Annotated in this window: 23 protein-coding genes; 13 read left to right on the top strand and 10 right to left on the bottom strand. The window is 67.9% G+C overall.

Annotated elements, in window-relative coordinates:
* The first annotated feature begins 111 nt into the window (after nt 1-111).
* The 5 genes from ACU4E7_RS16785 to glsA all read left to right on the top strand — a co-directional run bounded on the left by ACU4E7_RS16785 (nt 112) and on the right by glsA (nt 6,892).
* A complete protein-coding gene (locus ACU4E7_RS16785; protein WP_447019539.1) occupies nt 112-774 on the top strand; it encodes a response regulator in 663 nt (220 codons plus the stop codon).
* A complete protein-coding gene (locus ACU4E7_RS16780) occupies nt 771-2,096 on the top strand; it encodes an ATP-binding protein (RefSeq protein ID WP_238122804.1) in 1,326 nt (441 codons plus the stop codon). The genes ACU4E7_RS16785 and ACU4E7_RS16780 overlap by 4 nt, the downstream gene beginning before the upstream one ends.
* A 93-nt stretch (nt 2,097-2,189) precedes the next feature.
* Nucleotides 2,190-2,558, top strand: a complete 369-nt coding sequence (locus tag ACU4E7_RS16775) for a DUF2946 family protein (protein ID WP_447019538.1) — start codon at nt 2,190-2,192, stop codon at nt 2,556-2,558.
* Between the two features lie 153 nt (nt 2,559-2,711).
* Nucleotides 2,712-4,937, top strand: a complete 2,226-nt coding sequence (locus ACU4E7_RS16770) for a TonB-dependent receptor (protein WP_447019537.1) — start codon at nt 2,712-2,714, stop codon at nt 4,935-4,937.
* A gap of 122 nt (nt 4,938-5,059) precedes the next feature.
* On the top strand, nt 5,060-6,892 hold the full coding sequence (gene glsA, locus ACU4E7_RS16765) for a glutaminase A (protein ID WP_447019536.1): 1,833 nt from the start codon (nt 5,060-5,062) through the stop codon (nt 6,890-6,892).
* A gap of 5 nt (nt 6,893-6,897) precedes the next feature.
* Here glsA and ACU4E7_RS16760 read toward each other — a convergent pair whose 3' ends face one another.
* Complete coding sequence (locus ACU4E7_RS16760) at nt 6,898-7,626, bottom strand: FecR domain-containing protein (protein WP_447019535.1); 729 nt, start codon at nt 7,624-7,626, stop codon at nt 6,898-6,900.
* Nucleotides 7,627-7,812: 186 nt separating this feature from the next.
* On the opposite strand from ACU4E7_RS16760, the gene ACU4E7_RS16755 reads away from it, so the two are divergent.
* Nucleotides 7,813-8,610, top strand: coding sequence for a DUF2189 domain-containing protein (locus tag ACU4E7_RS16755; protein ID WP_447019534.1), 798 nt, complete (start codon nt 7,813-7,815; stop codon nt 8,608-8,610).
* A 36-nt stretch (nt 8,611-8,646) separates the two neighbouring features.
* On the opposite strand, the gene ACU4E7_RS16750 is transcribed toward ACU4E7_RS16755, so the two are convergent.
* From ACU4E7_RS16750 to ACU4E7_RS16730, 5 genes are all read right to left on the bottom strand, one after another.
* A complete protein-coding gene (locus ACU4E7_RS16750; protein ID WP_447019533.1) occupies nt 8,647-10,272 on the bottom strand; it encodes an NUDIX hydrolase in 1,626 nt (541 codons plus the stop codon).
* A 114-nt stretch (nt 10,273-10,386) separates the two neighbouring features.
* Nucleotides 10,387-11,094, bottom strand: coding sequence for an SIMPL domain-containing protein (locus ACU4E7_RS16745; protein ID WP_447019532.1), 708 nt, complete (start codon nt 11,092-11,094; stop codon nt 10,387-10,389).
* Between the two features lie 132 nt (nt 11,095-11,226).
* The gene (locus ACU4E7_RS16740; RefSeq protein ID WP_238122852.1) at nt 11,227-12,729 is read right to left on the bottom strand and encodes a DHA2 family efflux MFS transporter permease subunit; all 1,503 of its coding nucleotides are present in this window, start codon (nt 12,727-12,729) and stop codon (nt 11,227-11,229) included.
* Between the two features lie 221 nt (nt 12,730-12,950).
* The gene (locus tag ACU4E7_RS16735; protein ID WP_447019531.1) at nt 12,951-14,057 is read right to left on the bottom strand and encodes an HlyD family secretion protein; all 1,107 of its coding nucleotides are present in this window, start codon (nt 14,055-14,057) and stop codon (nt 12,951-12,953) included.
* A 40-nt stretch (nt 14,058-14,097) separates the two neighbouring features.
* Complete coding sequence (locus ACU4E7_RS16730; RefSeq protein ID WP_447019530.1) at nt 14,098-14,604, bottom strand: MarR family winged helix-turn-helix transcriptional regulator; 507 nt, start codon at nt 14,602-14,604, stop codon at nt 14,098-14,100.
* A gap of 236 nt (nt 14,605-14,840) precedes the next feature.
* Here ACU4E7_RS16730 and ACU4E7_RS16725 point away from each other — a divergent pair, with 236 nt between their 5' ends.
* Nucleotides 14,841-15,083, top strand: a complete 243-nt coding sequence (locus ACU4E7_RS16725; RefSeq protein WP_238122813.1) for a hypothetical protein — start codon at nt 14,841-14,843, stop codon at nt 15,081-15,083.
* 66 nt (nt 15,084-15,149) lie between these two features.
* On the opposite strand, the gene ACU4E7_RS16720 is transcribed toward ACU4E7_RS16725, so the two are convergent.
* Nucleotides 15,150-15,917 carry a glucose 1-dehydrogenase gene (locus tag ACU4E7_RS16720; RefSeq protein ID WP_447019529.1) on the bottom strand — a complete coding sequence of 256 codons (768 nt, stop codon included), beginning with the start codon at nt 15,915-15,917 and terminating at the stop codon, nt 15,150-15,152.
* 155 nt (nt 15,918-16,072) lie between these two features.
* Here ACU4E7_RS16720 and ACU4E7_RS16715 point away from each other — a divergent pair, with 155 nt between their 5' ends.
* Complete coding sequence (locus tag ACU4E7_RS16715) at nt 16,073-16,576, top strand: MarR family winged helix-turn-helix transcriptional regulator (RefSeq protein ID WP_238122815.1); 504 nt, start codon at nt 16,073-16,075, stop codon at nt 16,574-16,576.
* A gap of 58 nt (nt 16,577-16,634) precedes the next feature.
* Here ACU4E7_RS16715 and badI read toward each other — a convergent pair whose 3' ends face one another.
* From badI to aliB, 3 genes are all read right to left on the bottom strand, one after another.
* Complete coding sequence (gene badI, locus ACU4E7_RS16710; protein WP_447019528.1) at nt 16,635-17,432, bottom strand: 2-ketocyclohexanecarboxyl-CoA hydrolase; 798 nt, start codon at nt 17,430-17,432, stop codon at nt 16,635-16,637.
* A 51-nt stretch (nt 17,433-17,483) separates the two neighbouring features.
* On the bottom strand, nt 17,484-19,118 hold the full coding sequence (locus ACU4E7_RS16705; protein WP_447019527.1) for an AMP-binding protein: 1,635 nt from the start codon (nt 19,116-19,118) through the stop codon (nt 17,484-17,486).
* A gap of 69 nt (nt 19,119-19,187) precedes the next feature.
* Nucleotides 19,188-20,363, bottom strand: a complete 1,176-nt coding sequence (gene aliB / locus ACU4E7_RS16700) for a cyclohexanecarboxyl-CoA dehydrogenase (RefSeq protein ID WP_447019526.1) — start codon at nt 20,361-20,363, stop codon at nt 19,188-19,190.
* A gap of 250 nt (nt 20,364-20,613) precedes the next feature.
* Between aliB and ACU4E7_RS16695 the strand changes: the two genes are divergently transcribed.
* From ACU4E7_RS16695 to ACU4E7_RS16675, 5 genes are all read left to right on the top strand, one after another.
* Complete coding sequence (locus ACU4E7_RS16695; RefSeq protein WP_238122819.1) at nt 20,614-20,895, top strand: metal/formaldehyde-sensitive transcriptional repressor; 282 nt, start codon at nt 20,614-20,616, stop codon at nt 20,893-20,895.
* Between the two features lie 53 nt (nt 20,896-20,948).
* Nucleotides 20,949-21,920 carry a CDF family Co(II)/Ni(II) efflux transporter DmeF gene (gene dmeF, locus ACU4E7_RS16690; RefSeq protein WP_447019525.1) on the top strand — a complete coding sequence of 324 codons (972 nt, stop codon included), beginning with the start codon at nt 20,949-20,951 and terminating at the stop codon, nt 21,918-21,920.
* A 344-nt stretch (nt 21,921-22,264) separates the two neighbouring features.
* Complete coding sequence (locus tag ACU4E7_RS16685) at nt 22,265-23,353, top strand: methionine ABC transporter ATP-binding protein (RefSeq protein WP_238122821.1); 1,089 nt, start codon at nt 22,265-22,267, stop codon at nt 23,351-23,353.
* Nucleotides 23,346-24,032, top strand: coding sequence for a methionine ABC transporter permease (locus tag ACU4E7_RS16680; protein WP_447019524.1), 687 nt, complete (start codon nt 23,346-23,348; stop codon nt 24,030-24,032). The genes ACU4E7_RS16685 and ACU4E7_RS16680 overlap by 8 nt, the downstream gene beginning before the upstream one ends.
* 75 nt (nt 24,033-24,107) lie before the next feature.
* Nucleotides 24,108-24,890, top strand: coding sequence for a MetQ/NlpA family ABC transporter substrate-binding protein (locus ACU4E7_RS16675; protein ID WP_447019523.1), 783 nt, complete (start codon nt 24,108-24,110; stop codon nt 24,888-24,890).
* Nucleotides 24,891-24,934 lie beyond the last annotated feature (44 nt).

Genomic DNA, 24,934 nt, shown 5'->3' with positions numbered 1-24,934 from the left:
CGGAAGTCGCAGTGGGGGCCCCACCTTAAGCCAGCCTTAAGTTGCGGGTGGAGGATGGCCGCCTAGCGCGTTCGTGATCGGCAGCCGCCGTCGCGCGGGATAAGGAGAGGCATGCGCATCCTTGTTGTGGAGGACGATCCGGTCCTCGCCGATGGCCTGAAATCCGGTCTCCGGCTCTCCGGGGCGACGGTGGACTGTGTGGACTGCTGCACCGACGCGCGCACCGCCCTCAAGGCCGGGCGCTTCGACGCGGTGGTGCTCGACCTCATGCTGCCCGACGGCTCCGGCCTCGACGTGCTCGCCCATCTGCGCAGCCAGGGCGATGCGACGCCGGTGCTGCTGCTGACCGCCCTCGACGATACCACCGACCGGGTGCGCGGCCTCGATTCCGGCGCCGACGATTATCTCGGCAAGCCGTTCGATCTGGACGAACTCACCGCGCGGCTGCGCGCCATCACCCGCCGCGGCGCCGGGCGGGCCGAGGCGGTGCTAAAGGCCGGCGCCCTCACCCTGCATCCCGCCAGCTTCACCGCCACCGTGGGCGACGCCCCCGTGCCGCTCTCGCGCCGCGAATTCGCGGTGCTGGCGGCGCTGATGGAGCGGCCGGGCGTGATCCGCTCCAAGGCCGAGATCGAGGAACGGCTCTACGGCTGGCAGGAAGAAGTGGAGAGCAACGCGGTGGAAGTGCACATCCACAATCTGCGCAACAAGGTGGGCCGCGAAGCCATCGAGACCGTGCGCGGCCTCGGCTATCGCATGCGGGTGGCGGAATGACCTCCCTGCGCCGCCGCCTCTTCCTGCTCCTGCTCGGCGCCACCGGGGCGCTGTGGCTGTGCGCGGTCGCCTGGATCAGCCTCGGCAGCCGCGCCGAGCTGGAGCACGTACTGGACAACCGCCTGCGCGAGGCGGCCACCATGGTCCATTCCCTGGTCTCCAACGGCAATCTCGCCGATGCGCCGAGCCTCAATCTGGAGGCCAGCGGCGGCTATGCCCGCCAGCTCTCCTGCCAGATCTGGTCCATGGACGGGCGCCTGGTGGGGCGCTCCTCCGGCGCGCCATCGAGCGACCTTGCCGCCGATACCGAAGGCTTCGCCGATCGCACGGTGAATGGCGAGACCTGGCGCGTCTACACCATCGTCGATGCCACCAAGGGGGTGCGCGTCACGGTGGGCGATCGCATCGGCCTGCGCGATCGCCTGGTGCGCGATCTGGTGGCGGGGCTCTTGGCACCGGCGGTGCTCATCCTGCCGCTGCTGGGCCTGCTGATCTGGGTGGGTGTCGGCCGCGGCCTGCGGCCGCTGGCGGCCGTGGCCGGCGACATCGCCGGGCGCGATGCCGAGGACATGCGGCCGGTGCCCACCGATGGCGCGCCGGCGGAGGTGCGCCCGCTGCTCACCGCCCTCAACGGCCTGTTCTCGAAGGTGGAGGCGGCCCGCACCCGCGAGCGGGAAGTGACCGCCTTTGCCGCCCACGAGCTGCGCACGCCCCTCGCCGGCCTGAAGACGCAGGCGCAGGTGGCGCTGGCCGCCGACGATGCCCCCACCCGCGAGGGCGCGCTGCGGCAGATCCTGGTTTCGGTGGACCGGGCCACCCGGCTGGTGCGCCAGCTGCTCGCCCTCTCCCGGCTGGAAGCGAGCCCCGCGCCGAGGCTCGACAGCGAAGTGGATGCGGGGCGGGTGCTGCGGGAGGTGATCGAGAGCAGCCACAGGCCGCCGCAGGTGAATGTGGACCTGCACCTGCTGCCCGACGGCCTCAAGCTGAAGGGGGACCAGGAGACGCTGCATCTGGTGCTGCGCAATCTCCATGAGAACGCGGTGGAGCACATGGCCGCTGGGGGCCGCATCACCTGGGCGCCGGTCACCAACGCACAGGGCATGGCCACCGGGCTCATGGTGGAGGACGAAGGCCCCGGCGTCGCCGAGGCTGAGCTGCCGCTCATCACACGCCGCTTCTATCGCGGCCGGCACAAGAGCGCGTCGGGGACCGGTCTCGGCCTCACCATCGCCGAGATGGCGGCGGGCCGGCTCGGCGCTCGCCTCACCTTCGCCAATCGCGCCGACCGGCCCGGCCTGCGCGCCGCGCTGGTGTGGAGCTGACATCCGGCGCCGCGCCGCGGCGGCATCGCGCGCTGGTTCCCTCTTCGTCACCCGTGTGTTAACGACTCCTACCAGGGAGCGAAAATGACGGGGATGTTGGGGCGAATTCGGCGGAAGGCGGGCGTTGCCGCATGGGCGACGGCCTATCTGCTCGTGCTCCAGCTGCTGCTCTCCAGCGTCATCATCGCCAGCCTCGCCGGTGAGGCCATCGCCCAGGGCATTCCCCTGTGCACCGCCGCCCAGTCGGTGGATCAGGACGGCAGCGCGCCGCAGAAGGCCGCCATCCACTGCCCGCTGTGCCTCGCGCGGGTGGATCTCGCCCTGCTGCCCACCCCACCGCAGAGCCCAGTGCCCACCCGCTATGCGCTGGAGCTGCGCTATCGCGTCATCGTGCGCGATCTGGTGGACCAGGGGCAGCCCTACCGGCCCCAGCAGCCCCGCGCGCCCCCCGTCCGCGCCTGATCTGCGCCCGCGCCTTCGTGCCGGGCCTGTTTCATCCTGATCATTTGAACCCTGCGCCGGTCCACCCACCGCTCGCGCGCAGCTGCATCACGGCTTGAACGCCGGGCGCGGCGCCGCAGCGGCACGCCCGGCTGTCCTCCGGATCCCTCTCTCATGTCCCCTCACCCTGAAACCCGCATCCGGGCGCGGCTGCGCGCCGGCGCATCCCTGCCCACCCTCGGCCTCTCCCTGCTGGCGCTCGCCCCGGCCGTGCCCGCCCGCGCCCAGGAAGCCCAAGACGCCCAGCCGCTGCCCACCGTCGTGGTGTCCCGGCCCGCCGACACCGACAGCGGACCCGCCACCACTTTCACCCCCGCTGACACGGCGACGATCACCACCGGAGAAGCGGCCACGGCCACCTTGTTCAGCAGCGACTCGGCCAGCCTCATCACCCGCATTCCCGGCGGTGCCGCCTGGGGCGCCGGTGGCGTCTCCAGCCTGCCGGCGGTGAACGGCATGGGGGCGGACCGGGTGCAGGTGGCCATCAACGGCATGATCTTCAGCCCCGCCTGCCCGAACGAGATGAACCCGCCCATGTCGTTCCTGAACCCCACCATGATCTCCAGCATGCGGGTCTATCAGGGCACCGCGCCGGTGAGCGTCGGCGGTGACTTCACCGGGGCCAAGGCAGACATCACGGTGGCCCCGCCGCGCTTCACGCAAGGCGAAGGGCTGACCACGTCGGTGGAGGTCTCCGGCTTCTATCGCAGCAACGGCAATGCGGTGGGCACCGATGCCCGCGCCACCGTCTCCAATGCCGATACCAGCGTCACCTATACCGGTGGCTGGGCCCGTTCCGGCGACTACACGTCGGGCAACGGCACCACCATCAAATCCACCATGTACGAGACCCAGAACCATGCTTTGAGCATCTCGAAGAAGGTTCAGGACCAGATCTTCACGGCGGAGATCGGCGGGCAGTTCATCCCGTCCGAAGGCTTCGTGAACCAGTATATGGATCTGGTGGAGAACAAGAGCCTCTATGCCAACGGCCGTTACGAGGGCCTGTTCGACTGGGGCAAGGTGGAAGCCAGCGTGTTCGCCAACCGTATTCGCCACACCATGGGCTTCATCGAGCCGGACAAGAGCTCCGACATGCCCATGGACACCCGCTCCACCGACCTCGGCTATACGGTGAAGGGGACGTTCGGCGTCTCGGCGCACGACATCATCCGGGTCGGCAACGAGACCTATTACAACATGCTGGATGACTGGTGGCCGCCGGTGGACGGCTCCATGATGATGGGCCCGGACACCTTCTGGAACATCAACAACGGCCAGCGCCTCAGGGTGGGCACCTTCGTCGAGTGGGAGCGCCACATCGACGACAAATGGACCGCCGTGCTTGGTGTGCGCAACGACATCGTGTGGATGAACACGGGCGACGTGCAGGGCTACAATTCCATGATGTATGGGGCGGACGCCGCCGCCTTCAACGCCCAGGACCACGCCCGCACCGACTTCAACATCGATGCCACGGCATTGCTGCGCTACCAGCCCGACACCACCAGCCTCTATGAGCTGGGCCTCGCCCGCAAGACCCGCTCGCCCAACCTTTATGAGCGCTATACCTGGTCCACCAGCGCCATGGCCATGAGCATGATCGGCTGGTTCGGCGACGGCAACGGCTATGTGGGCAATATCGACCTCGACCCCGAGGCCGCCCACACCGTGAGCTTCACCGCGACCTGGAACGACCCGGCCAACAAGGCCTGGCAACTGAAGGTTTCGCCCTATTACAGCTATGTGGTGGACTATATCGACGTGGACCGCTGCACGCTCGCCGGCTGCCTTGCGAACCTGTCGAACAACGCCACCGCGCAGAACAGCTTCGTCTATCTGCAGTTCGCCAACCACGATGCGTGGCTCTACGGCGTCAATATCGATGGCCGGCTGGCCATCTGGGACAACGATACCTATGGGCAGGGCAGCTTCCGCGGCAGCCTGAACTTCGTGCAGGGCCAGCGCACCGATGGCATCAACCTCTACCACATGATGCCGCTCAACGGCACCATCGCCCTCGATCACACCCTGGGCGGCTGGAGTTCCAGCCTGGAACTGCAGATGGTGAGCTCGAAGACGCTGGTGAGCCAGGTGCACAACGAGCTGGAAACAGACGCCTATGCCCTCCTCAACTTCCGCACCGCCTACCAGTGGGAGATGGTGAAGGTGGAGTTCGGCATCGAGAACATTCTCGACACGCAGTACGACCTGCCGCTGGGCGGCGCCAACCTGGTGAATTACCGCCAGACCACCATGATGGGCACCTCGCCCATCTGGGGCTATGCGGTGGCCGGCCCCGGCCGCTCCATCAACACCCGGGTGAGCGTGAAGTTCTGAGCCCCCAACGCGCCCCGGTTCCGCCGGGGCGCGCCGTCGTCGTGCCCGGTCCCTTGCGCTATCGCCGCCGCCCGCTCCGGTTTAGTCTGAAGCTTCGCCATCTTGCCGGAAGCGGGTCATCGGTGCCGACTGCAGCAATTTCCCCCCTCGCCACGCCGCTTCTCCATTTCCTGCGCGAGACCCATGCCGCGCTGGCGCCGCTGCAGGACGGCGAAGTGCCGCGCTATATCCCCGAGCTCGGCAAGGCGGATCCGGACCAGTTCGGCATCGCCCTCGCCACCACCGACGGCCATGTCTATGAGGCGGGCGACACCGGGGTGCCGTTCACCATCCAATCCATCTCCAAGGCCATCGTCTTCGCCCTCGCCCTCGACACCCTGGGGGCCGAGGCGGTGGAGGCCGCCATTGGCGTCGAGCCGAGCGGCGACGCCTTCAATTCCATTCGTCTGCGGCCGGACAACCGCCCCTTCAATGCCATGGTGAATGCGGGCGCCATCGCCTGTTCCGGCCTGCTGGCCGATGCGCGCGGGGCGGAGGCCTTCGATCTCATCGCCGCCACCCTGGGCCGCTTCGCCGGTCGCACCCTCAGCGTAGACGAGGCCGTTTTCCAGTCGGAGCGCGCCACCGGCGACCGCAACCGCGCCATCGCCTACCTGCTGCACAATTACGGCGGCCTGAAACGCAGCGTCGATGAGGTGCTGGACGTCTATTTCCGGCAATGCTCGCTTCTGGTCACCGCCCGCGATCTCGCCATCATGGGCGCCACTTTCGCCAACCACGGGGTGAACCCGGTCACGGGAGAGACGGTCGCTTCCCCCTATGCGGTGGCGCGCACCCTGGCGGTGATGATCTCGTCCGGCATGTACGACTTCGCCGGGGAATGGATCTATCGGGTCGGCGTGCCGGCCAAGAGCGGGGTGGGCGGCGGCATCCTCGCCGCCCTGCCCTCCCAGCTCGGCCTCGGCACCTTCTCGCCCCGCCTCGACGCCCATGGCAACAGCGTGCGCGGCATCCGCACCTGCGAGCATCTGGCCGAGACCTTCGACCTGCACATGCTTTCCCGCCGCGGCAACGTGCGCGCGGCGGTGCTGGCCGATTACGATTTTCGCATGGTGCCGCCCAAGCCCGGCCGGCAGCCGGACGAGCAGCGCCTGCTGTCGGACCGATCCGGAGCGATCCGGGTGCTGGAGCTGGCTGGCAAACTTTCCTTCGCCACCATGGATTACGTGACCCGCTGCCTGTCCGAGCCGCGCAGCATCCCCGAATTCCTCATCCTCAACCTCCACCGCGTCACCACCATCACCGATGCCGGCATGGACCTCCTGCTGGGCATGCTGAAGCACCAGCTGCCACCCACCACCACGACGGTTCTGGCGGGAGTGGCCAATGGCGCGCCGGTGGCACCGCGGGTGTGGGCGCTGAAGGAGGAGGGCGCGCACGTGCGCATCTTCCCCACCTATGAGGGCGCCGTGGAATGGGCCGAGGACCAGATCATCTACCGCCACGGCGGCTTTGCGCCCCTGTCGGTGGATGCCGACCTCGGCAAGCAGGCGCTGCTGGCCGGGCTCACGGCGGAGGACATCGCCGAGCTGTCGCGCCTCGGCACCCGCGCCACCTATGAAGCCGACGTCCAGATCATGGATCTTGGTGATCCGCCCTCGAAGATCTTCTTCCTGCTGCGCGGCATCGTCAGCGCGCGCAGCGCCTCGAACATGCGCATCGATACCCTCATTCCCGGCATGGCCTTCGGCGAGCTGGCGCTCATCGACCAGTCGCGGGCGGTCAACATCTGGAGCGATACGGCAGCCAGCTGCATGGAGCTCAGCATGGATCAGTTCCGGCTGTTCCAGGAGGCGCACCCGCGCGCCTCCGAACGCATCATCCGCAACCTGGCCGGGCTGCTGGCCGGGCGCATCCGCATGGCCACGGCCCGCATCGAGATGCTGTCCGGCTAGGGCCTCTATTCCACCAGAGCCAGAGCGTGGCGCATGCGCGCCTCGCTCCAAGGCCGTGGCGGCTCCGGGCCGATCTCAGCGGGAAACACCTCTGTCCCCTCACCCGGTTCGAGGGTCACCATGCCGCCCCCGGCGCTCACGCGGGCCGAGCCCCGCAGCACCAGAACCCCATAAGCGCCATCGATACGCCCGATGAAGAACCGGGTGCCGCGCACAATGACGCTGCCAAAAGGCGCGGTCACCGTCACCTCCGGCTGTGCACCGCGGACAATCCGCTCGTAGAGCAACGCCCCCTCCACAAGGGTGAACGCACCGCCCTCGCCGGCTTCAAACCGGTCGATCCGCAGCCGCGCATCCGCGCCCAGGCGCAGGCGGGTGGCCGCGCCCAGCAGCAGCACCGCCCGCGCGCCCTTTCCCGTGCGAATGCTGTCGCCGGGAAGAAGTGCTGTACCGGCCGCCGCCGGTGCGCCGGCCGCCGCCCTCTCCAGCAGCACCTCGCCGGTTACGGCCTCCACCGTGCCGACACCGGCCTGCCCGGTGGCCACCAGGGTGGCGATGAGATCGGTGGCCGCCCGTGCCGGGCCCGCCGCGAGACCGGCCGCAGTGATGCCCGCCAGCAGCAGACACCGGCGCGCGATCAGCGGATGCGCGTTAAGCCGATCCGATCCGAGCTGATCCGAGTCGAGCCGATGCGGTGCGCTCGCGCGCTCACCCTGGCGCTGTGTGTCCGACATGACCCCTCGGCAAGACAAGACCCTCACTCAACTCGGCGCGCGCGCGCCACGCAAGACATCCCCCCGCAAGCCTCTGCAGTAACCCGCCACCTTTCGTTGCAGCGCACACATGCTGCACCTCTTTACAAGGTGCCCGCCCCCTCTCAAACTCAGAAGAAAATAAGGAAAGTCCAACGGGAGGCAAACATGACGGACGTCGTCGACAAGACCGCGACCTCAACACCGGCCGCACCACGTATACGTGCCATCTCCTTCGCCGACGTGAAGGCGGCCCTGGAGGACGGCCTGACCGATTTCAACCGGGCCCCGGTCTTCGGCCTGTTCTTCGGCGGCATCTATGCCCTCGGCGGCCTTGCGCTGCTGGCCATCGTTTTCGCCCTGGACCTGAGCTATCTCGCCTATCCGTTGTTCGCCGGGTCCATCCTCATCGGCCCGTTCGTCGCGGCGGGCGTCTATGAGGTGAGCCGCGAGCTGGAAGCTGGCGAGACCCCCACCTGGTCCCGCGTGCTCGGCACCGTGTTCGAGCAGCGCAAGCGGCAGCTGGGCTCCATGGCCTTCGTCTCCATCTTCGCCTTCATCATCTGGATGTACCAGGTGCGGCTGCTGCTGGCGCTGTTTCTGGGCTTCGCCTCGTTCGCCACCCTTGGTGACTTCATCCGGGTGCTGTTCACCACCACCGATGGCCTCACCTTCCTCATGGTGGGCCATGTGGTGGGGGCCGCGCTGGCCCTGGCGGTGTTCTCGATCTCGGTGATCTCCTTCCCCCTGCTGATGGATCGGGATGTGGATGTGGTGACGGCCATCATCACCAGCGTCCAGAGCGTCCTCGCCAGCCCGGGACCGATGATCGCCTGGGGGCTGATCGTGGTGGTGACCCTGGTGATCGCCGCATTGCCCGCCTTCCTGGGGCTGGTGGTGGCCCTGCCGGTGCTGGGCCATGCCACATGGCATCTCTACCGCCGCGCCGTGCTGCCGGCCGACTGAGACCCGCGCACATGGGCCCCGCACGCGGGGCCCTGATCACGCCCCGCGCTTCGGCGTGGTGGCCGGAGCGTGCGGGGCCTTTCGCCCGCGCTTGCCCCCCCGCTTCACCGGCGTCTTCGACTTGGCGCCGGTGGATGCCCGTGCCGGCTCGTCGCCGACCGCAGGTGGCGCCGGCACGCTGGCAGCCGTCATGCCCGCCGTGACACGCACCTTGGCCTTTGCGGCCTTCTTGTCCGTCGCAGCGCCGGTCTCGGCGCGGGCCGCAGAAACGTCGCCACGGGCCGGGGCGGCCTTCGTCCCCCCGGCCTTCACCTTCACTGCGGACGTCGCCGGCGGGGCAAGTTTCGCCCCGGCTTTGGCACCCGACTTGGCCGAGGCCTTCGACGCGACCTTGGCCACGACCTTGACGGCAGACTTGGTGACCCCCGGCTTGACCGTGCTCGTCTTGATCCCGCTGGCGGATGCGAGCGCCCCCCTGCCCCCTATAGCCGTGCCCGCTGCAGCCGCGCCCCCTACAGCCGCGCCCCCTGCAGGCTTGGAACCAGTCACCTTGTTTGCGGCCACCTTGTTTCGCGCCACCTTGGCGCCCGGCGTCTTTCCGCCCACGCCGCTGCCTGTTGCCTTGCTGGTTCCCTTGCCAGGCCCCTTGCCAGACCCCTTGCCTGTCACCTTGACCTTGGCGCCGGCGCGAGGTTTCGCCTTGGCAGGCGCACGCACCGGAATGGACGAGAGCTTGCGCCCTGCCCCCGGCTCGGCACCACTGGCCGCGCTCCGGGCCGTTCCCACCTTTGCGCCAGGCACGTTGGCCGCGGCCTGAGCGTTCGCGGCACCGGGGGACAGCTCTGCCACGGCGGCGGCTTTGGCCTTCACAGGGGCCTTGCCCTTCGCCGCACCTTTCGCCTTCTCGCCCGGCGGCGGCGCACCCTCGTCTTGCGCGGGCGCGGCGGCCTTCTTGGCCGCCTTCTTCGCCGCCTTGGGCGCCTCCTTGGGCGCCTCCTTGGGCGCCTCCTGCGCGGGTGCCGCCTCGGACACCGGCGCAAGCGGTCCCTTGTTCTTGGCCAGCTTCTTCTTGGCGGATTTCTTCGCCTTGTCCTTGGCCGGCGCCACCGCCGGCCCCTTCAGCACGTCGGCGGCGGGAACCGCGCTCACCTGGGCCACCCGCGCCGCCTTGTCCGGCTCGCCCAGAGCTTCCGGCTTGCCGGCGTGCTTGGCGGCCCACCGCGCGGCCATGTGCGCGCCAAATGCCAGGATGAGCAGCTTCAACTCCTCCTCCTGGACCGCGGCGGCCGCACTGTCGATGGAGAACCAGAAGCCCACCCGCTGCGAGCGCTCCGGCCACTTGTGAAGATGGCGCTTCACCTTGAGCGGAAACACCATCACATCGCACAGCACCGAGCGCAGGCCGAGGTTCTTCTCATAGGTATACATGCCGAGCGCTTCGCGCCCGACGATGCCCACCAGGCCGGCTTCCTCATAGGCCTCGCGGGCGGCCGCCTTCGAGGGAGACAGACCCTTCATGGGCCAGCCCTTGGGAATGACCCAACGCCGGGTCTCCCGCGAGGTGATGAGGCGCAGCTGCACCTCCCCGTCGCGCCGCACGCGATAGGGCAACGCCGCATATTGCACCCGCCGCCCCGGGTGCCCGTTGCCTGCAACAGCCATAAAACCACCGGCCTCAGATCCCTCCTCCGGCGTGCGCGGACGCGGACGCCGGAGGAGACCTTCAATACTGCTGCAATAACACAGCCGTCCCTTTAGAAAAGCCCGATGCGGCGCTCACCGCGGTTCCGCGTCATAGACCAGCGTGGCGCGGGCCTGCACTTCCACCTCGCCGGCTTCCACCGGCACCGCCATCCGCGCCGCCTCGGCCTTCATCATCATGGGCGCGCGCAGCATGGGCACCGAGCTGTTGCTTTCCGGCGTCACCGAGACGATTCGCACCAGCTTGAGCCCCGCCGCGGCGGCGACCGCCTCCGCTTGGGCCATGGCGTCCTTGACGGCGGCGGTGCGCGCTTGCTGTTCCAGCTGCGCCCGACCGGACAAGGTGAAGACCAGGCCGGAAGTCTGGTTGGCACCCGCCTGCACCATCTGGTCGAGGAGCTTCCCCAGCTGGTCCAGCTGCGCCACCTTCACCCGCACGCTGTTGGTGACCTCGAAGCCCACCAGCCGGGGCGCCTCGCGGGAATTGGGCTGCGGCATGGCGTATTGCGGCTGCAGCGAGAAATTGGAGGTGGCGAGGTCGCGCGGGGCAACGCCCGCCCCCTTGAGCGCCTCGATCAGCGCTGACACCGCCTTCGAATTGGCCGCCAGCGCATCCGCCGCGGTCTTGCCCTGGGTGACCACGCCGGAACTGACGAGGGCGGAATCGGGTTCTGCCGCCACCCTGGCTTCCCCCACCACCGTGATGGTGGCGGCGACTGCCGCCGGCGCGGACAGGCTGAGCACGGCGAACGCCAGAGCGGCGCGGACGGGAAATGGCATCATGAGCCTCTCGATCAACTGCACCCGCCGCAGCGGCAGGCGCCCCGACACCAGCCGGCGAACGCGGCGCCATTAGGGCGGCGCGGACAATGAATGCGAAGCGCGCCTCGCCGCGGTTTCGTGGGCGGCGACACGTCAGTCGATGACCGCAGCCTCCTCCTGCGCGGCACCCGCCGCCTTGGGCCGGCGCATGAGCAGCAGCAGGAATGCGGTGGGCAGGGTCACCAGCATCATGAACTTGAAATCGTCCACATAGGCGATGACCGAGGCCTGCCGGGTGATCTCTCCGTTCAGCACCGCAAGGGTCGAAGGCGTCACCGTGTTCCAATATTGGTAGGCGCCGCCCGACTGGATCATGTGGTTGAACGGCGTGATGAAGCTCGCCAGTTCCGCATGCATGATTTGGGTGTTCTGCGACAGCAGGAACGAGGTCACGGAAATGCCGATGGCCGAGCCGATGTTGCGCGACAGGCTGAACAGGGCCGTGCCCTCCGCCCGCATCTCCGGCGCCAGGGTGGCGAAGGTGAGCACCGACAGCGGCGTGAACACCAGGCCGAGCCCCGCCCCCTGCACCAGGCTGTTGGTGATGAGCTCGAACCGCGTCACCGCCGGGGTCCAGCCGGTCATGGCATTGAGCGACCAGGCGATGGCCATCAGCCCCACGAACATGATGATGCGTGGATCCATCCGGGAGATGAGACGGCCCGCCACCAGCATGGCCAGCATGGTGCCGAACCCGCGCGGCGCCATCAGCAGGCCCGCGGTCGCCACCGGATAGCCGCCAAGCCGCTGCAGATAGGGTGCCAGCAGCGCCGAGGTGGCCAGCAGCACCGAGCCCACCGCGAACATCACCACGAGGCCCGACACCAGATTGCGATCGCGGAAGATGGCCGGCGTGATGAACGGCTTGCGCGCCGTGAGCATGTGCACCACGAACAGGTAGAAACCGAGCCCCGCCAGCACCGTCTCAGTCAGGATCTCGGTGGAGGAAAACCAATCCTTCTGCTCGCCGCGATCCAGCATCATCTGCAGCGCGCCGATGCCGAGACTGAGCGCGGCAAAGCCGATCCAGTCGAACTTCAGGGTGGAGTCTTTCTTGCTGTCGGACAGCAGGAACAGGAGACCCAAAGTGGCGACCACACCGAACGGCAGGTTCACGAAGAACACCCAGCGCCAGTCATAGGCATCCGTCAGCCAACCGCCGAGGGTGGGGCCGAGGATGGGCCCCAGCATCACGCCCATGCCCCACACCGCCATGGCCTGGCCGCGCTGCTCGGCGGGATAGAGATCCAGCATGGTGGCTTGCGACAGCGGCACCAGGGCGGCGCCGAACACCCCCTGCAGCAGCCGGAACGCGACCATCTGCGTCAGGGATTGCGCAACGCCGCATAGCATGGACGCCACGGTGAAGCCCACCAGGCTCACCACGAACACCGACTTGCGGCCGAACCGGGCGGTCAGCCAGCCCACTGGCGCCGTCATGATGGCGGCCGCGACGATATAGGAGGTAAGCACCCAGGTAATCTGGTCGGACGTGGCGGACAGCGAGCCCTGCATATAGGGCAGCGCCACGTTGGCGATGGTGGAATCGAGCGCCTGCATCAGCGTCGCCAGCATGGCGCACACCGTCACCAGCATCCGGTTCAAGGTGAGGTTGCTCTCGCTGGCCGGTGCGGAGCCGGAAAGCGCACCGATGTGCGGTCGTGACATGGCTCAAGCCTTAGCAAGGCGCACGGCGTCCGATTCAGCCGTGTGGAAACCCGAGAAAAAGCAGGTGGGCGCGGACTTGGAGGTCGGGGCGCCCGCGCCCACCTGGCAGGGTCCATTCCCGCCCGCGCGGGGCCGGAATGGAGGGGACGTCAGAACAGCTCGGCGAGCTTGCGGGCGTGGCCCGTATCGATGTCGACCACAACGCTCATGCCGGCGCGCAGGCGCGGGTCACCGGGCTTGCGGTCGACCTTGATGCGCACGGGAATCCGCTGCACCACCTTGACCCAGTTTCCCGAGGCGTTCTGGGCCGGGAGAATGGAGAATTCGGAGCCGGAGGCGGGCGAAATGCTGTCCACCACTCCGTGCCACACGGTGCCGGGATAGGCGTCCACCGTCACGTTCACCGGATCACCGGCCTTCACATGGGTGAGGTCCGTTTCCTTGATGTTGGCGTCGATCCACACGTCATCGGTGGAGACGAGCCCCACGGCGCCCTGGTTGGTGAGGGCGGCGGTCTGGGCCACCAGATAGAGACCGGGCTGCAGCGTATCCACCGCGGTGGCGATGCCGGAGAAGGGCGCGCGCACGGTGGTGTGGTCCAGCTGGCGCTGCGCCTCGTCCACCACAGCCTTGGCCTGCAGATATTGCGGATGCTGCTCCACCACCACCTCGGCATTGCCGCCGAGCTTGGCGAGCTGCACCTCGGCCTGATGGCGCAGGCCATCGAGCTTGCGCTCGTCGGCGGCCAGGGCGAAGCGCCCCTGATCGAAGGTGGCCTTGGAGATGGCCGTGTTGGCCTTCACCAGCACGTCATAACGGTCGAACGTCGCCTGGTCATTGGCGACGATATTCTCCTGGGCGGCGATGTCGCTCAGCATCCGCTGGTAGTCCGCCTTCATGGCGCGGATGCCGAGGGCGATCTCTTCCAGGTTGGCCTTGGCATTGTCGAGGGCAATCTGGAACGCCCGCGGATCGACGCGGAACAGCACCTCGCCCTTTGTCACCGCCTGCCCCTCGTGCACGTCCACCTCAGTCACGAGACCGGAAACGTCGGTGGAAACCATGAGCTTGGCGGCCCGCACGTAAGCGTCATCCGTAGAGACGTAGCGGCCGCCGGTGAACCAGGCGACGCCAGCGCCCAGCACCACCACGAGAACGCCGCCGGCCATCAGCGGCACCCGCAGGCTACGCCGCCGGGGCGATGGCAGCTGCGGGGCATCGGCCACCGCCGCATGAACCACGTTCGTGTCATCCATGGGCGCGGAAGGGGCCGCGCCCGGTTCGGCTTTCGCACGGTCAAGCATCGGAAGGGTCTTTCTGGGTTTCCGCGGCGGCCTTCGCCACACAGGTGCGAGCCTCGCTGCACAGATTGGCCTTCATCAACCGCAGGGTATCTTCCACCTGTGCCAACGCCTCCGGCGCCACCCGATCGCCCACCAGCACGCCCCACATCTCCCGCCGCGCCGCGTCGATCTCGTCGAGCAGCGGCAGGGCGGCGTCCGTCAGGTGCAGCCGCCACACCCGCCGGTCATCGGGGTCGGGGCGGCGCTGCACGTGGCCACTGGCCTCCAGACGGTCCACCAGGCGCGCCACGGTCATGGGTTCCACTTCCAGCAGAACCGCGAGCTCCTTCTGGGTCAGTCCCGGAGACCGCTGCAGGCGGATCAGGATGACCCACTGGGCCCGCGTCATGTCGTGCTGACGCGCATATTGATCGAAGCGCACCCGCATCAGGTGCGCTACTTCGTGGACCAGGGTGAGGATGTCGCTGTGCGGCGCCTCGGCGGGTTCCGGCCTGCTCATGCTGGCAATTCTCTGCGCGGGCCTTGCGGCTCCGCTGTCGTGGCGCTTTGATAACGTGCGTTATCATTATGCGCAATACCATAAGTGAGCCGATCAGTTACAAGTGCGTGAACCCGCCGGGCGCCCCGGTATCGCCCGTCCGCAGTGTTCCGGGGTTTCGCCCCGCCGGTGATGGTGCTTGACTGCGCCCGTGGGGAGCCGGCGCAAAGGGAGCGTGGCACGTGTCGGGATTTCGGATGATCTGGCGAGGCCTCGCCCTCGACCTGGAGTGGGGCCAGGTGGCCACCGAAACGCAAGATACCCTGCGCATCCAGCATGCCGATGGGGGCATCTGGGTCATCCGCGACATTCCAGAGCATGGCCTGCGCGTGTCCTATCACGCGCCTGCGCCCGATCCCCTGCTCGACATGCCGCCCGGTGGCGCGCCGGCGCCCTGGCTGCCGCCGTCACGCGGTGGAGCCGACGACGCCGGGTGCTGAGACCCGGCGCGGGATTCCAGATGCGTGTTCCAGACGCGCGCCGCGCGGTGCGGCGCGCGCTATTGCTCATCCCACCATGCTCAGGCCGCCGGACACCGACAGCACCTGGCCGGTGATATAACCGGCCGCATCCGAGGCGAAGAAGGTGATCGCGCCCGGCAGATCCTCGGGCTCACCGATGCGGCCGAGCGGGATGGAGCGGCGGAACGCCTCCGCCAGCTTGTCCGCATTGCCTGCGCCCTTCTTATAGTCCTCGAACAAGGCGGTCTGCGTCGGCCCCGGGCACACCACGTTGAAGGTGATGCCATCACGGGCGTGCTCGCGGGCCAGGGTCTTGGAGAGCGCCACCAGGCCGGCCTTGCAGGCGGCATAGACCGCCTCGCCGCTGGAGCCGACGCGCGCCGCATCCGACGCGATGTTCACCACGCGGCCGGCCTTGCGGGCCACCATCAGCGGCAGCACCACATGGTGCATGTGAAGCGCCCCCACCAGGTTGATGGTGATCAGCCGCTGCCAATCTTCGGGGGAGGTCTGCAGGAAGGGCTTGAATACATCCCAGCCGGCGTTATTGACGAGCACCGCGATGGGACCGAGGTCCGCCTCGACGGCCGCCATGGCCCGCTCGACGCTGGCGCGGTCGGTGATGTCGCACCCATAGGCACGCGCAATGCCACCGGCCGCGGTGATCTCCTGCGCCACGCGGGCGGCGGCTTCCGGGTCGCGATCGCACACCGCGACGCGCCCGCCCTGGGCCGCGAAGCGACGCGCGGTGGCGCCGCCGATGCCGCCGCCCCCGCCGGTGATGACGATGGTCTTGTCGGTAAAGTCGTTCACGTCGATCCTCACATGTCTTGAATGTTACTGGGACGGCAGACGCAGCGGACGGCGGGACCCGGCGGTGCCCCCTGGAGCGGCACCCTTGATTATATCAATATATTGATATAATTAGACAGCATGACTGCACCATTCATCCAGGAGCCCTGAACACCATGTCCCCGCCCGCCATTCCGCCCGGCGAGATTCCGCACCACCAGCAGTCCTACGAGGCCGAGCGGTTCGAGGTGGCCAACCGGCTGTTCTTCCGGCTCTATCAGTGCTCCAACCTGCTGCATAAGAACGGCACCCGGTACATGGGTGATTTCGGGGCGACCACCCAGCAGTGGGCGGTGCTGGGTGCGCTGGCCCGCCCCCTCGTCCGCATCAAGGGCATGAGCGTGAAGGAGCTCATCGAGTTCCTGCTGCTCAGCCGGCAGAACCTCACCGCGGTGCTGGATCGCCTGGAGGCGCGCTCCTGGGTCGAGCGCATCAAGGATCCGGAGGACGGCCGCAGCCGCCTGATCCGCCTGACCGACGATGGCAACGATGCCTGGCTGGCCATGCGCGGTCCCATCGAGACCTTCTATGGCCGGGCCCTGGCGCCGCTGACCGAAAACGAGCAGGTGCAGCTGGTTCATCTGCTCGATCGCCTGAAAGGCGGCCTCAACGCGGTGTGAGACTTGAAGGGGCCGGGCAGCGCTCTCGTGTGCCGCCCGGCTGGCCGGGACCGCCGGATCAGCCTTTCGGCTTCACCACGTGGCGGCGGAAATCGGGCTTGCGCTTCTCGCGGAAGGCAATGCCGCCTTCCTTGGATTCGTCGGTGTCGTAATAGAGGCTGAGCGCCGCCATCCCCAGGGAGGAGATGCCGCGGATGCTCTCCGTATCCGCATTGAACGAGCGCTTGGCGAGGGCGATGGCGGTGGGGCTGCGCTCCAGCAGCTCGGCGCACCAGCGGTCCACCTCCGCATCGAGTTCCTCATGGGGCACCACCGCATTGACCAGCCCCATGGCGAGGGCCTCCTGGGCGGTGTAGCGCTTGTTCAGATACCAGATCTCCCGCGCCTTTTTCTCTCCCACCACGCGGGCGAGATAAGCGGTGCCGAAGCCCGGATCCACCGAACCGACCTTCGGCCCCACCTGCCCCAGCTGGGCCTTCTCGGACGCGATGGTGAGATCGCAGATGGTGGCGAGCACATTGCCGCCGCCGATGGCGAAGCCGTTCACCCGGGCGATGACGGGCTTGGGCACATCGCGGATCAGGCTCTGCAGTTCGTCGATGGGCAGGCCGATGGTGCCGCGCCCGTCATACTGGCCATCATGGGCGCTCTGGTCGCCTCCCGTGCAGAAGGCCTTGTCCCCGGCGCCGGTGAGCACGATCACGCTGATGGACCGATCCCAGCCGGCGGTCTGGAAGGCGAGGATGAGCTCTTCCACGGTCTGGCCGCGAAAGGCATTGTACTTGTCCGGGCGGTTGATGGTGATGCGGGCGACGCCTTCCTGGCGCACCTCGTATAGAATATCCTCGTAGCTCACGACGTCTCTCCCTTAAATCACGGATTTCTTTGACTACGTGCTGTTCGGCTTTCACGCCGATGCGGCGCTTCGTGCCATCTCGCGCAGCCGGAATTTCTGGATTTTCCCTGAAGGAGTCTGAGGCAGAACATCCACCACCTCCAGCCGCTCGGGGATATATTGCATGGCCATCTTCTGCGTCTTCAGATAGGCCACCATCTCCTCGAAGCTGAGGCTCTGCCCCGCCCGCGGGATCACGAAGGCGCAGGCCCGTTCCCCCAGCCGTGCATCGGGATAGCCGACGATGGCCACCGCCGAGACCGCCGGATGCTTGAACAGGAGGTTCTCCACCTCCACCACCGGGATGTTCTCACCGCCGCGAATGATGATGTCCTTGGAGCGGCCCGCGATGCGGATGTAGCCATCGACATCCATGCGGGCGATGTCGCCGGTGTCGAACCAGCCGTCCCGATCCACCTGGGCAAGGCCCGGGCGCTTCAGATAGCCAATGAAATTGGAGCAGCCGCGCACCTGCAGCATGCCCTCTTCGCCGGCGGGCACCGGCTGCCCCGACAGGTCCACCACCCGCACGTCCATGCCGGGCAGCGGGCAGCCATCGGTTCCCGTCACCTTCTCCTCGGGATCCTCGATGCGGGCGGTGGTGACCGCGCCATTCTCCGACATGCCCCAAGCTGAGATGATGGCGGCGCCGAGGGCCTCGCGCGCCTTGGCCACCAGCGGCCGCGGGATCGGCGCGCCGGCCGAGACGAACACCTTGAGGGAGGGCGTGCGGGTATCGGTGGCGAGGCAAAAATCGGCCAGATCGTTCAGGAACGGCGTCGCCCCCATGGTGAAGGTGGCGCCCTCGCCGGTGATCTGCCGGGCCATGGTCTCAGCGACGAAAATATCCTGCAGCACCGCCGTCGCGCCCAGCATCAGCGGCAGCACCAGGCCATACATGAAGCCCAATTGGTGGGCCATGGGCGAGGGCATGTGCACCACGTCGGCGGCGCCGAGATGCAGCCGTTCGGCGAACGGCAGCAGATTGGAAAGCATGGTGTTGGAGGTGTGGGTCACCCCCTTGGGCTCGCCGGTGGTGCCGGAGGTGTAGAGCAGCTCGATGACCGCATCAGGCGCGAGCCGGTTCGCCACCAGAGCGGCCTGTTCGGCCGGGGTGATGTCCGTCACCAGCAGGGCGTCGAAGGCCTCGGCGCCGGCACCATCCACCACCGCCACATGGGCGAGCCGCGGCAGGCTGGGCCGCACCGCCGCCGCCAGCGCCGCGTGGTCCACATTGCGGAACTTCGCCGGCACCACGAACACCTTGGTCTCGGCGAGCCCCAGCATGAAGCCGAGTTCCCGCTCGCGGAAGATCACCATCAGGGGGTTGGAGATGGCGCCGAGCTTCAGGCAGGCGAGGTGGAGCGCTGTGAACTGCCACCAATTGGGCAGCTGGAACGACACCACGTCCCCCTCCCCCACCCCGTGGCGCATGAGGCCCACCGCCAGCCGATCGGACAGCGCATCGAGCTCCGCATAAGTGAGGCGCGTGCTGCCGCCGACCTCGGTGCGGGTGGCCACCAGCGCCAGCTTGTCGGGGGTGGCGGCACGATGGCGGCGGAAATGGTCGAGCAGGGTCTCGTCCCGCCACCAGCCTGCCACGGTCATGGCGGCTCGGCGGGTCGCCGGCAGCAGATCGAAACTCATGGGGTCGCCCTCTTCGAGCTGTTCAGCATGGGGTGGTTTCCTCCGGTGCGGCTTGGTGCCGTCTTCCGCTCAGGCCGCGACCGCCTTCAGGGCCTCGCGGGCGATGATCATCTTCATGATCTGCGCGGTGCCATCGCCGATCTGCAGGCCCAGCACGTCGCGCAGGCGCTGCTCGAAGGGCAACTCGGTGGAATAGCCCGCATGGCCGTGCAGCAGCAGGCAGGTCTGCACCACCTCGAAGGCGAGCTTGGGGGCCCACCATTTGCACATGGCGGCCTCCTTGGTGTGAGGCACGCCGGCATCCTTGGCGGCCAGCGTGCGGTAGCACAGGCCCCGCGCCGCCTCGACCATGGTTTCCGCCTCGGCGAGCGGGAAGGTGACGCCCTGATTGTCCGCCAGCGGCTTGCCGAAGGTCTTGCGCTCCTTCACATAGGCCCAGGTCTCCGCCAGCGAGACCCGCGCCACCGCGAGGCATTGCAGGCCGATGAGGGCACGCGAGAAGTCGAAGCCCTGCATCACCTGCACGAAGCCCGAGCCTTCCGCCCCCAGGCGATGGCTGGCCGGCACCCGTACGCGGTCGAAGAAGATGGAGCCGCGGCCGATGGCATGTTCGCCCAAATCATTGAACCGGGTGCGGCTGATGCCGGGCGCGCCCATGTCCACCAGGAAAGCGGAGACCCCATGGGCCCGCTCGGCGGGCGTTCCGGTGCGGGCGAACACCACCGCCCATTGGGCCTGGTCGGCCATGGAAATGGAGGTCTTCTCGCCATCCAGCACATAGGCGTCGCCATCGCGGGTTGCCTTGAGCGCCAGGGCGGCAGCGTCGGAGCCGCCCTGCGGCTCGGTGAGCGCCAGGGCGATCAGCGCCTCGCCGGCCACCACCTGTGGCAGCACTTCGGCGGCGATCTCCGGCGCCGCGTGGCGGGCGACGATGGCGCCGCAGAGCGAGGACAGCAGCTGGATATAGCCGACGTTGAAATCCCCTTCGGCGATGGCTTCCAGCACCACGCCGGCGGTGACGTGATCGGCGCCGAGGCCGCCGAATTCGGCGGGAAACTCCACCCCGATCAGGCCCAGCGCCCCCATCTGCCGGCGCAGCTCCAGCGGCACTTCACCGGCCTTCTCCCGGGCCCGGTAGCCTGGCGCGAGCACCTCGGCGGCGAACCGCCGGGTGGTGTCGCGAAAGCCGACCTGATCGGCCGAAAGCCCCCACCCTTCCGCCTGCGGCATTGCCTGAAACGCCATGACCTCCCTGCCTCCTCCACCTGCGGCGCGCCACCGGAGACACCCCGCGTCACGCCAATTTATAGCAATCTATTGTTATAATTTGGACGCTATCGCCAGCGTCCATAAATGTCAATACATTGCTATATAAATGCACTGGAGGCCACACCAAAATACCGCGCGACAAAGGCTACGGCGGACCCAAGCGTGCACCGACACCGCAGCCGGCGGCGCTTGCTCCGGTCGTGGAAATAGGATACCCCCCTATCCCATGGCACATACCCGCGACCCCAAGGACAATGCCGCCCTGCTGATGCGCGTGAAGCGGATCTCCGGGCAGATGGAGGCCATCGCCCGGGCCCTCTCGTCGGGCGCCGAATGCGCCGATGTGCTGCACCAGGTGGCCGGCGTGCGCGGCGCGGTGAACGGCCTCATGGACGAGATTTTCGAAGCTCACCTGCGCGAGCACGTGGCCCGCCCCGGCCTTTCCGACACCGAGCGGGCCCAGGGCGCGGACGAGCTGGCGGCGGTGATGCGGCGCTACGCCAAGTGAGAAGCCCAAGCCGGGACACACCCAGCCGGCGGAGTTCAGGAGGACAACAGATCATGTCACAGTCTCCGTCCCCGGCGCCCGCCTCGGCCTCGGCTCACAGCCACGTTTTTCTCGGTGCGAACCATGCGGAGAACACGCGGCGCACCGTGTGGGTGGTGGCGCTCACCGCGGTGATGATGGTGGGCGAGATCATCGCCGGCGTGCTCACCGGCTCCATGGCGCTGCTGGCCGACGGCTTCCACATGGCCACCCATGCCGGCGCGCTGGGCGTCGCTGCCCTCGCTTATGTCTATGCCCGGCGCCATGCGGAGGATCCGCGCTTCTCGTTCGGCACCGGCAAAATCGGTGATCTCGCCGGCTTCGCTTCCGCTCTGGTGCTGGGGCTGGTGGCGGTCGGCATCGCGGTGGAATCCGTCGGCCGCCTGCTGGCGCCGGTGGATGTGGCGTTCGGCGATGCCATCATCGTTGCCGTCATCGGCCTTGGCGTGAACCTCGTCAGCGCCCTGCTCCTCTCCGGCGGGCACCATGGCCACCATCACCACGGCCATCATCACCATGACCACCATCATGAAGGGCACCACGCGGCGCACCATCACGAACACGATGCCGCCCATGATGAGGACAACAACCTGCGCTCGGCCTATTTCCATGTGCTGGCCGATGCCCTGACCTCGGTCCTCGCCATCATCGCCTTGGTGGCCGGGCGCTATCTGGGTTGGGTGTGGTGTGATCCCCTGATGGGCATCGTCGGCGGCGTGGTCATCGGCCGCTGGTCCTGGACGCTGATGCGCGACACCGCCGCCGTGCTGCTGGACAGCACCGACGACCACGTGGCGCAGGAGATCCGCGCCGCCGTCGAGGGGCCGGGCGACGCCACCCTGCTCGATCTCCACGTGTGGCGGGTGGGGCCGCAGGCCCGCGCCGCCATCATCAGCGTCGCCGGCGCAGATGCCCCAACCATCCGCCAGCGGCTGGCGCCGGTGGACGAGGTGATGCACCTCACCATCGAGGCCCGGCCGGCCTGATCCGCCACGCAGGACAGTGGACGGCGACCGCCGGGGCATTCCCCCGCGCGGAAAGCCGACCTATTTTGTCAGCATTCGGCTTGACGCGTTCGATAAAAAGAACGATAGTGCCGGCAACTCAGCCCGCGTCCCGCGCCAGAACCCTGGGGCCCACCATGTCGATGTGTCGCTCGTTTCAGTGAAACGCCTGCCCGGCGCACAGCCAAGCTCTCGCTTTGGCTCAATTGCGCTCCGGCAGCCTCTTCCCTTGCCCCTTGCGGCCGAGCGCGACGTCCATGACGAGACCTTCCCCTTTCCCCATTCGCTCTGACGAACGCGCCGCGGGCCCCGACCCGGAGTCTTCCGTGAACACCCCTTTATCGCCCGCCGCGCCGGATGCCGCATCCGCCGCGCCGGTCATCCTGTTCGACAAGGTCGAGAAGACTTATGGCGCCCGCCGTGGCGCGACCCCCGTTACCGCCCTTTCCGATATTTCCCTGGCCGTGCCGGAAGGCGCCATTCTCGGCGTCATCGGCCGCTCGGGCGCGGGCAAATCCACCTTGATCCGCCTCGTCAACGGGCTGGAGAAGCCCACCTCGGGCCGGGTGGTGGTGGATGGGGTCGACATCACCGCCCTCGACGAAAAAGCCCTGCGCGGGGCGCGCCGGTCCATCGGCATGATCTTCCAGCACTTCAATTTGCTGGCCCGCCGCACCGCCTATGACAATGTGGCGCTGCCACTGGAGATTGCCGGGGTGCCGGCGCGGGAGATCAAGGCGCGGGTGGAACCGCTTCTCGATCTGGTGGGCCTTGCCGATAAGCGGGATCGCTACCCGGCCGAGCTATCCGGTGGGCAGAAGCAGCGGGTGGGCATCGCCCGCGCCCTCGCCACCCGCCCCCGGGTGCTGCTCTCCGACGAGGCCACCTCCGCCCTCGACCCGGAGACCACCCAGCAGATCCTCGCCCTGCTGCGCAAGGTGAATGCCGAGCTGAAGCTCACCGTGCTTCTCATCACCCACGAGATGGCGGTGATCAAGAACGTGGCCGACCAGGTGGCGGTGATTGACGGCGGACGCATCGTCGAGCGCGGCACCACCTATGAGGTGTTCGCCCACCCCCGGCATTCGACCACCCGCACCTTCCTCGCCGACCTCACCAGCGCCAGCCTGCCACCCTATGTGGCCGACCGGCTGAAGAGCGAGCCGGAGCCGGGCAGCGAAGCCGTCGTCCGCATCGTCTTCACCGGCGACCACGCCACCGATCCCGTGCTCTCGCGGGTGTCCCGGCTGCTCTCCGTGGACATCAACATCATCCAGGCGCAGGTGGACGAGATCGCCGGCGCACCGTTCGGCGTCATTGTCGTGTCGGTGCCGGGCGATGCCGCCACCCTTTCCGCCGTCACCAGCGCCGTGGCGCGCCTGAACCTCTCTTCCGAGGTGCTCGGCTATGTTTGATCTCTCCTTCGGCCTGCTGCCCCCCGCCATCGTCGACCTGCTCATCGAAGCCACCAGGCAGACCCTCTATATGGTCGCCGCCTCCGGCCTCATCGGCACCCTCATCGGCCTGCCGCTGGGGGTGTTCCTGGCCACCAGCCGCTCCGGCGAGCTGTTCGCCGCCCCCTGGCTCAACAGCGTGCTGGGGCTGGTGGTGAACGCCGCCCGCTCCACCCCGTTCATTATCCTGGTGGTGGCCATCATTCCCTTCACCCGGCTCATCGCCGGCACTTCCATCGGCACCAATGCGGCCATCGTGCCGCTGACGGTGGCGGCGGCGCCGTTCATCGCCCGCCTCATCGAGGGGTCCATCCGCGAGGTGGACCAGGGGCTGGTGGAGGCCGCCCGCGCCATGGGGGCGAGCCCGCTGCAGATCGTCCGCAAGGTGCTGCTGCCGGAGGCCCTGCCCTCCATCACCCTGGCCCTCACCCTCGCAGTGGTGTCGCTGCTCGGCTACTCGGCCATGGTGGGCGCGGTGGGCGGCGGCGGCCTCGGTGATCTCGGCATCCGCTTCGGCTACCAGCGCTTCATGCCGGACGTGATGGCGGCGGTGGTCATCGTGCTCATCCTGCTGGTGCAGGGGGTGCAGAGCCTGGGCGATGGCATCGCCCGCCGCCTGGATAAGCGCCACCGGGGCTAAGGCCCCCTCCTCCTCCCTTCCCGCCGGGGCGGCATCCCCGCCCGGCCCCTCTTTCATCTGATTGGAGACCGATCCATGAAGTTCGCCACCCTCGCCCTCGCCGCCGCGCTGGGCCTTGCCGCCACCGGCGCCGCCCGCGCCGAAACCATCAAGGTGGCCGTCACCCCCGGCCCCCACGCCCAGATCCTGGAGGCGGTGAAGAAGGAGGCCGCCAAGAAGGGGCTCGACATCTCCATTGTCGAATTCTCCGACTATGTGGTGCCGAACGCCGCCCTCGCGGCCGGGGAGATCCAGGCCAACTCCTTCCAGCACAAGCCCTATCTCGACAACCAGGTGGCCGATCGCGGCTATAAGCTCACCCCCGTCGCCTTGACCGTGAACTTCCCCATCGGCGTCTATTCCAAGAAGTACAAGAGCATCGAGGACCTGCCGGCCGGCGCCACCATCGCCATTCCCAACGATCCCACCAATGGCGGCCGGGTGCTGCTGCTGCTGGCCGACAAGGGGCTCATCAAGCTCACCCCCAATGTGGGCGTGAAGGCCTCGGTGGTGGATGTCATCGACAATCCGAAGAAGATCAAGTTCGTGGAGATCGACGCCGCCCAGTTGCCCCGCTCCTTGCCGGATGTGGATGCCGCCGGCATCAACACCAATTATGCCAAGGAAGCGGGCCTCGACCCGGTGAAGGACCCCATTCTGCGGGAAGATCCCAAGGGCCCTTATGTGAACATCATCGCGGTGCGCACCGAGGACAAGGACAAGCCCTGGGTGAAGACCCTGGTGGAGAGCTACAATTCTCCCGAGGTGAAGGCCTTTATCGAGGAGACCTTCAAGGGCTCGGTGCTGCCCGCCTGGTGAGCCCGCGTTTTGCGATGAGAGTGAGGGCGCGGCCGCCGCAAGGC

The organism is Xanthobacter sp. ZOL 2024, assembly GCF_052932325.1.
The sequence above is the reverse complement of the archived record's forward strand: the minus strand, read 5'-3'. Positions and strand labels throughout refer to the sequence as shown.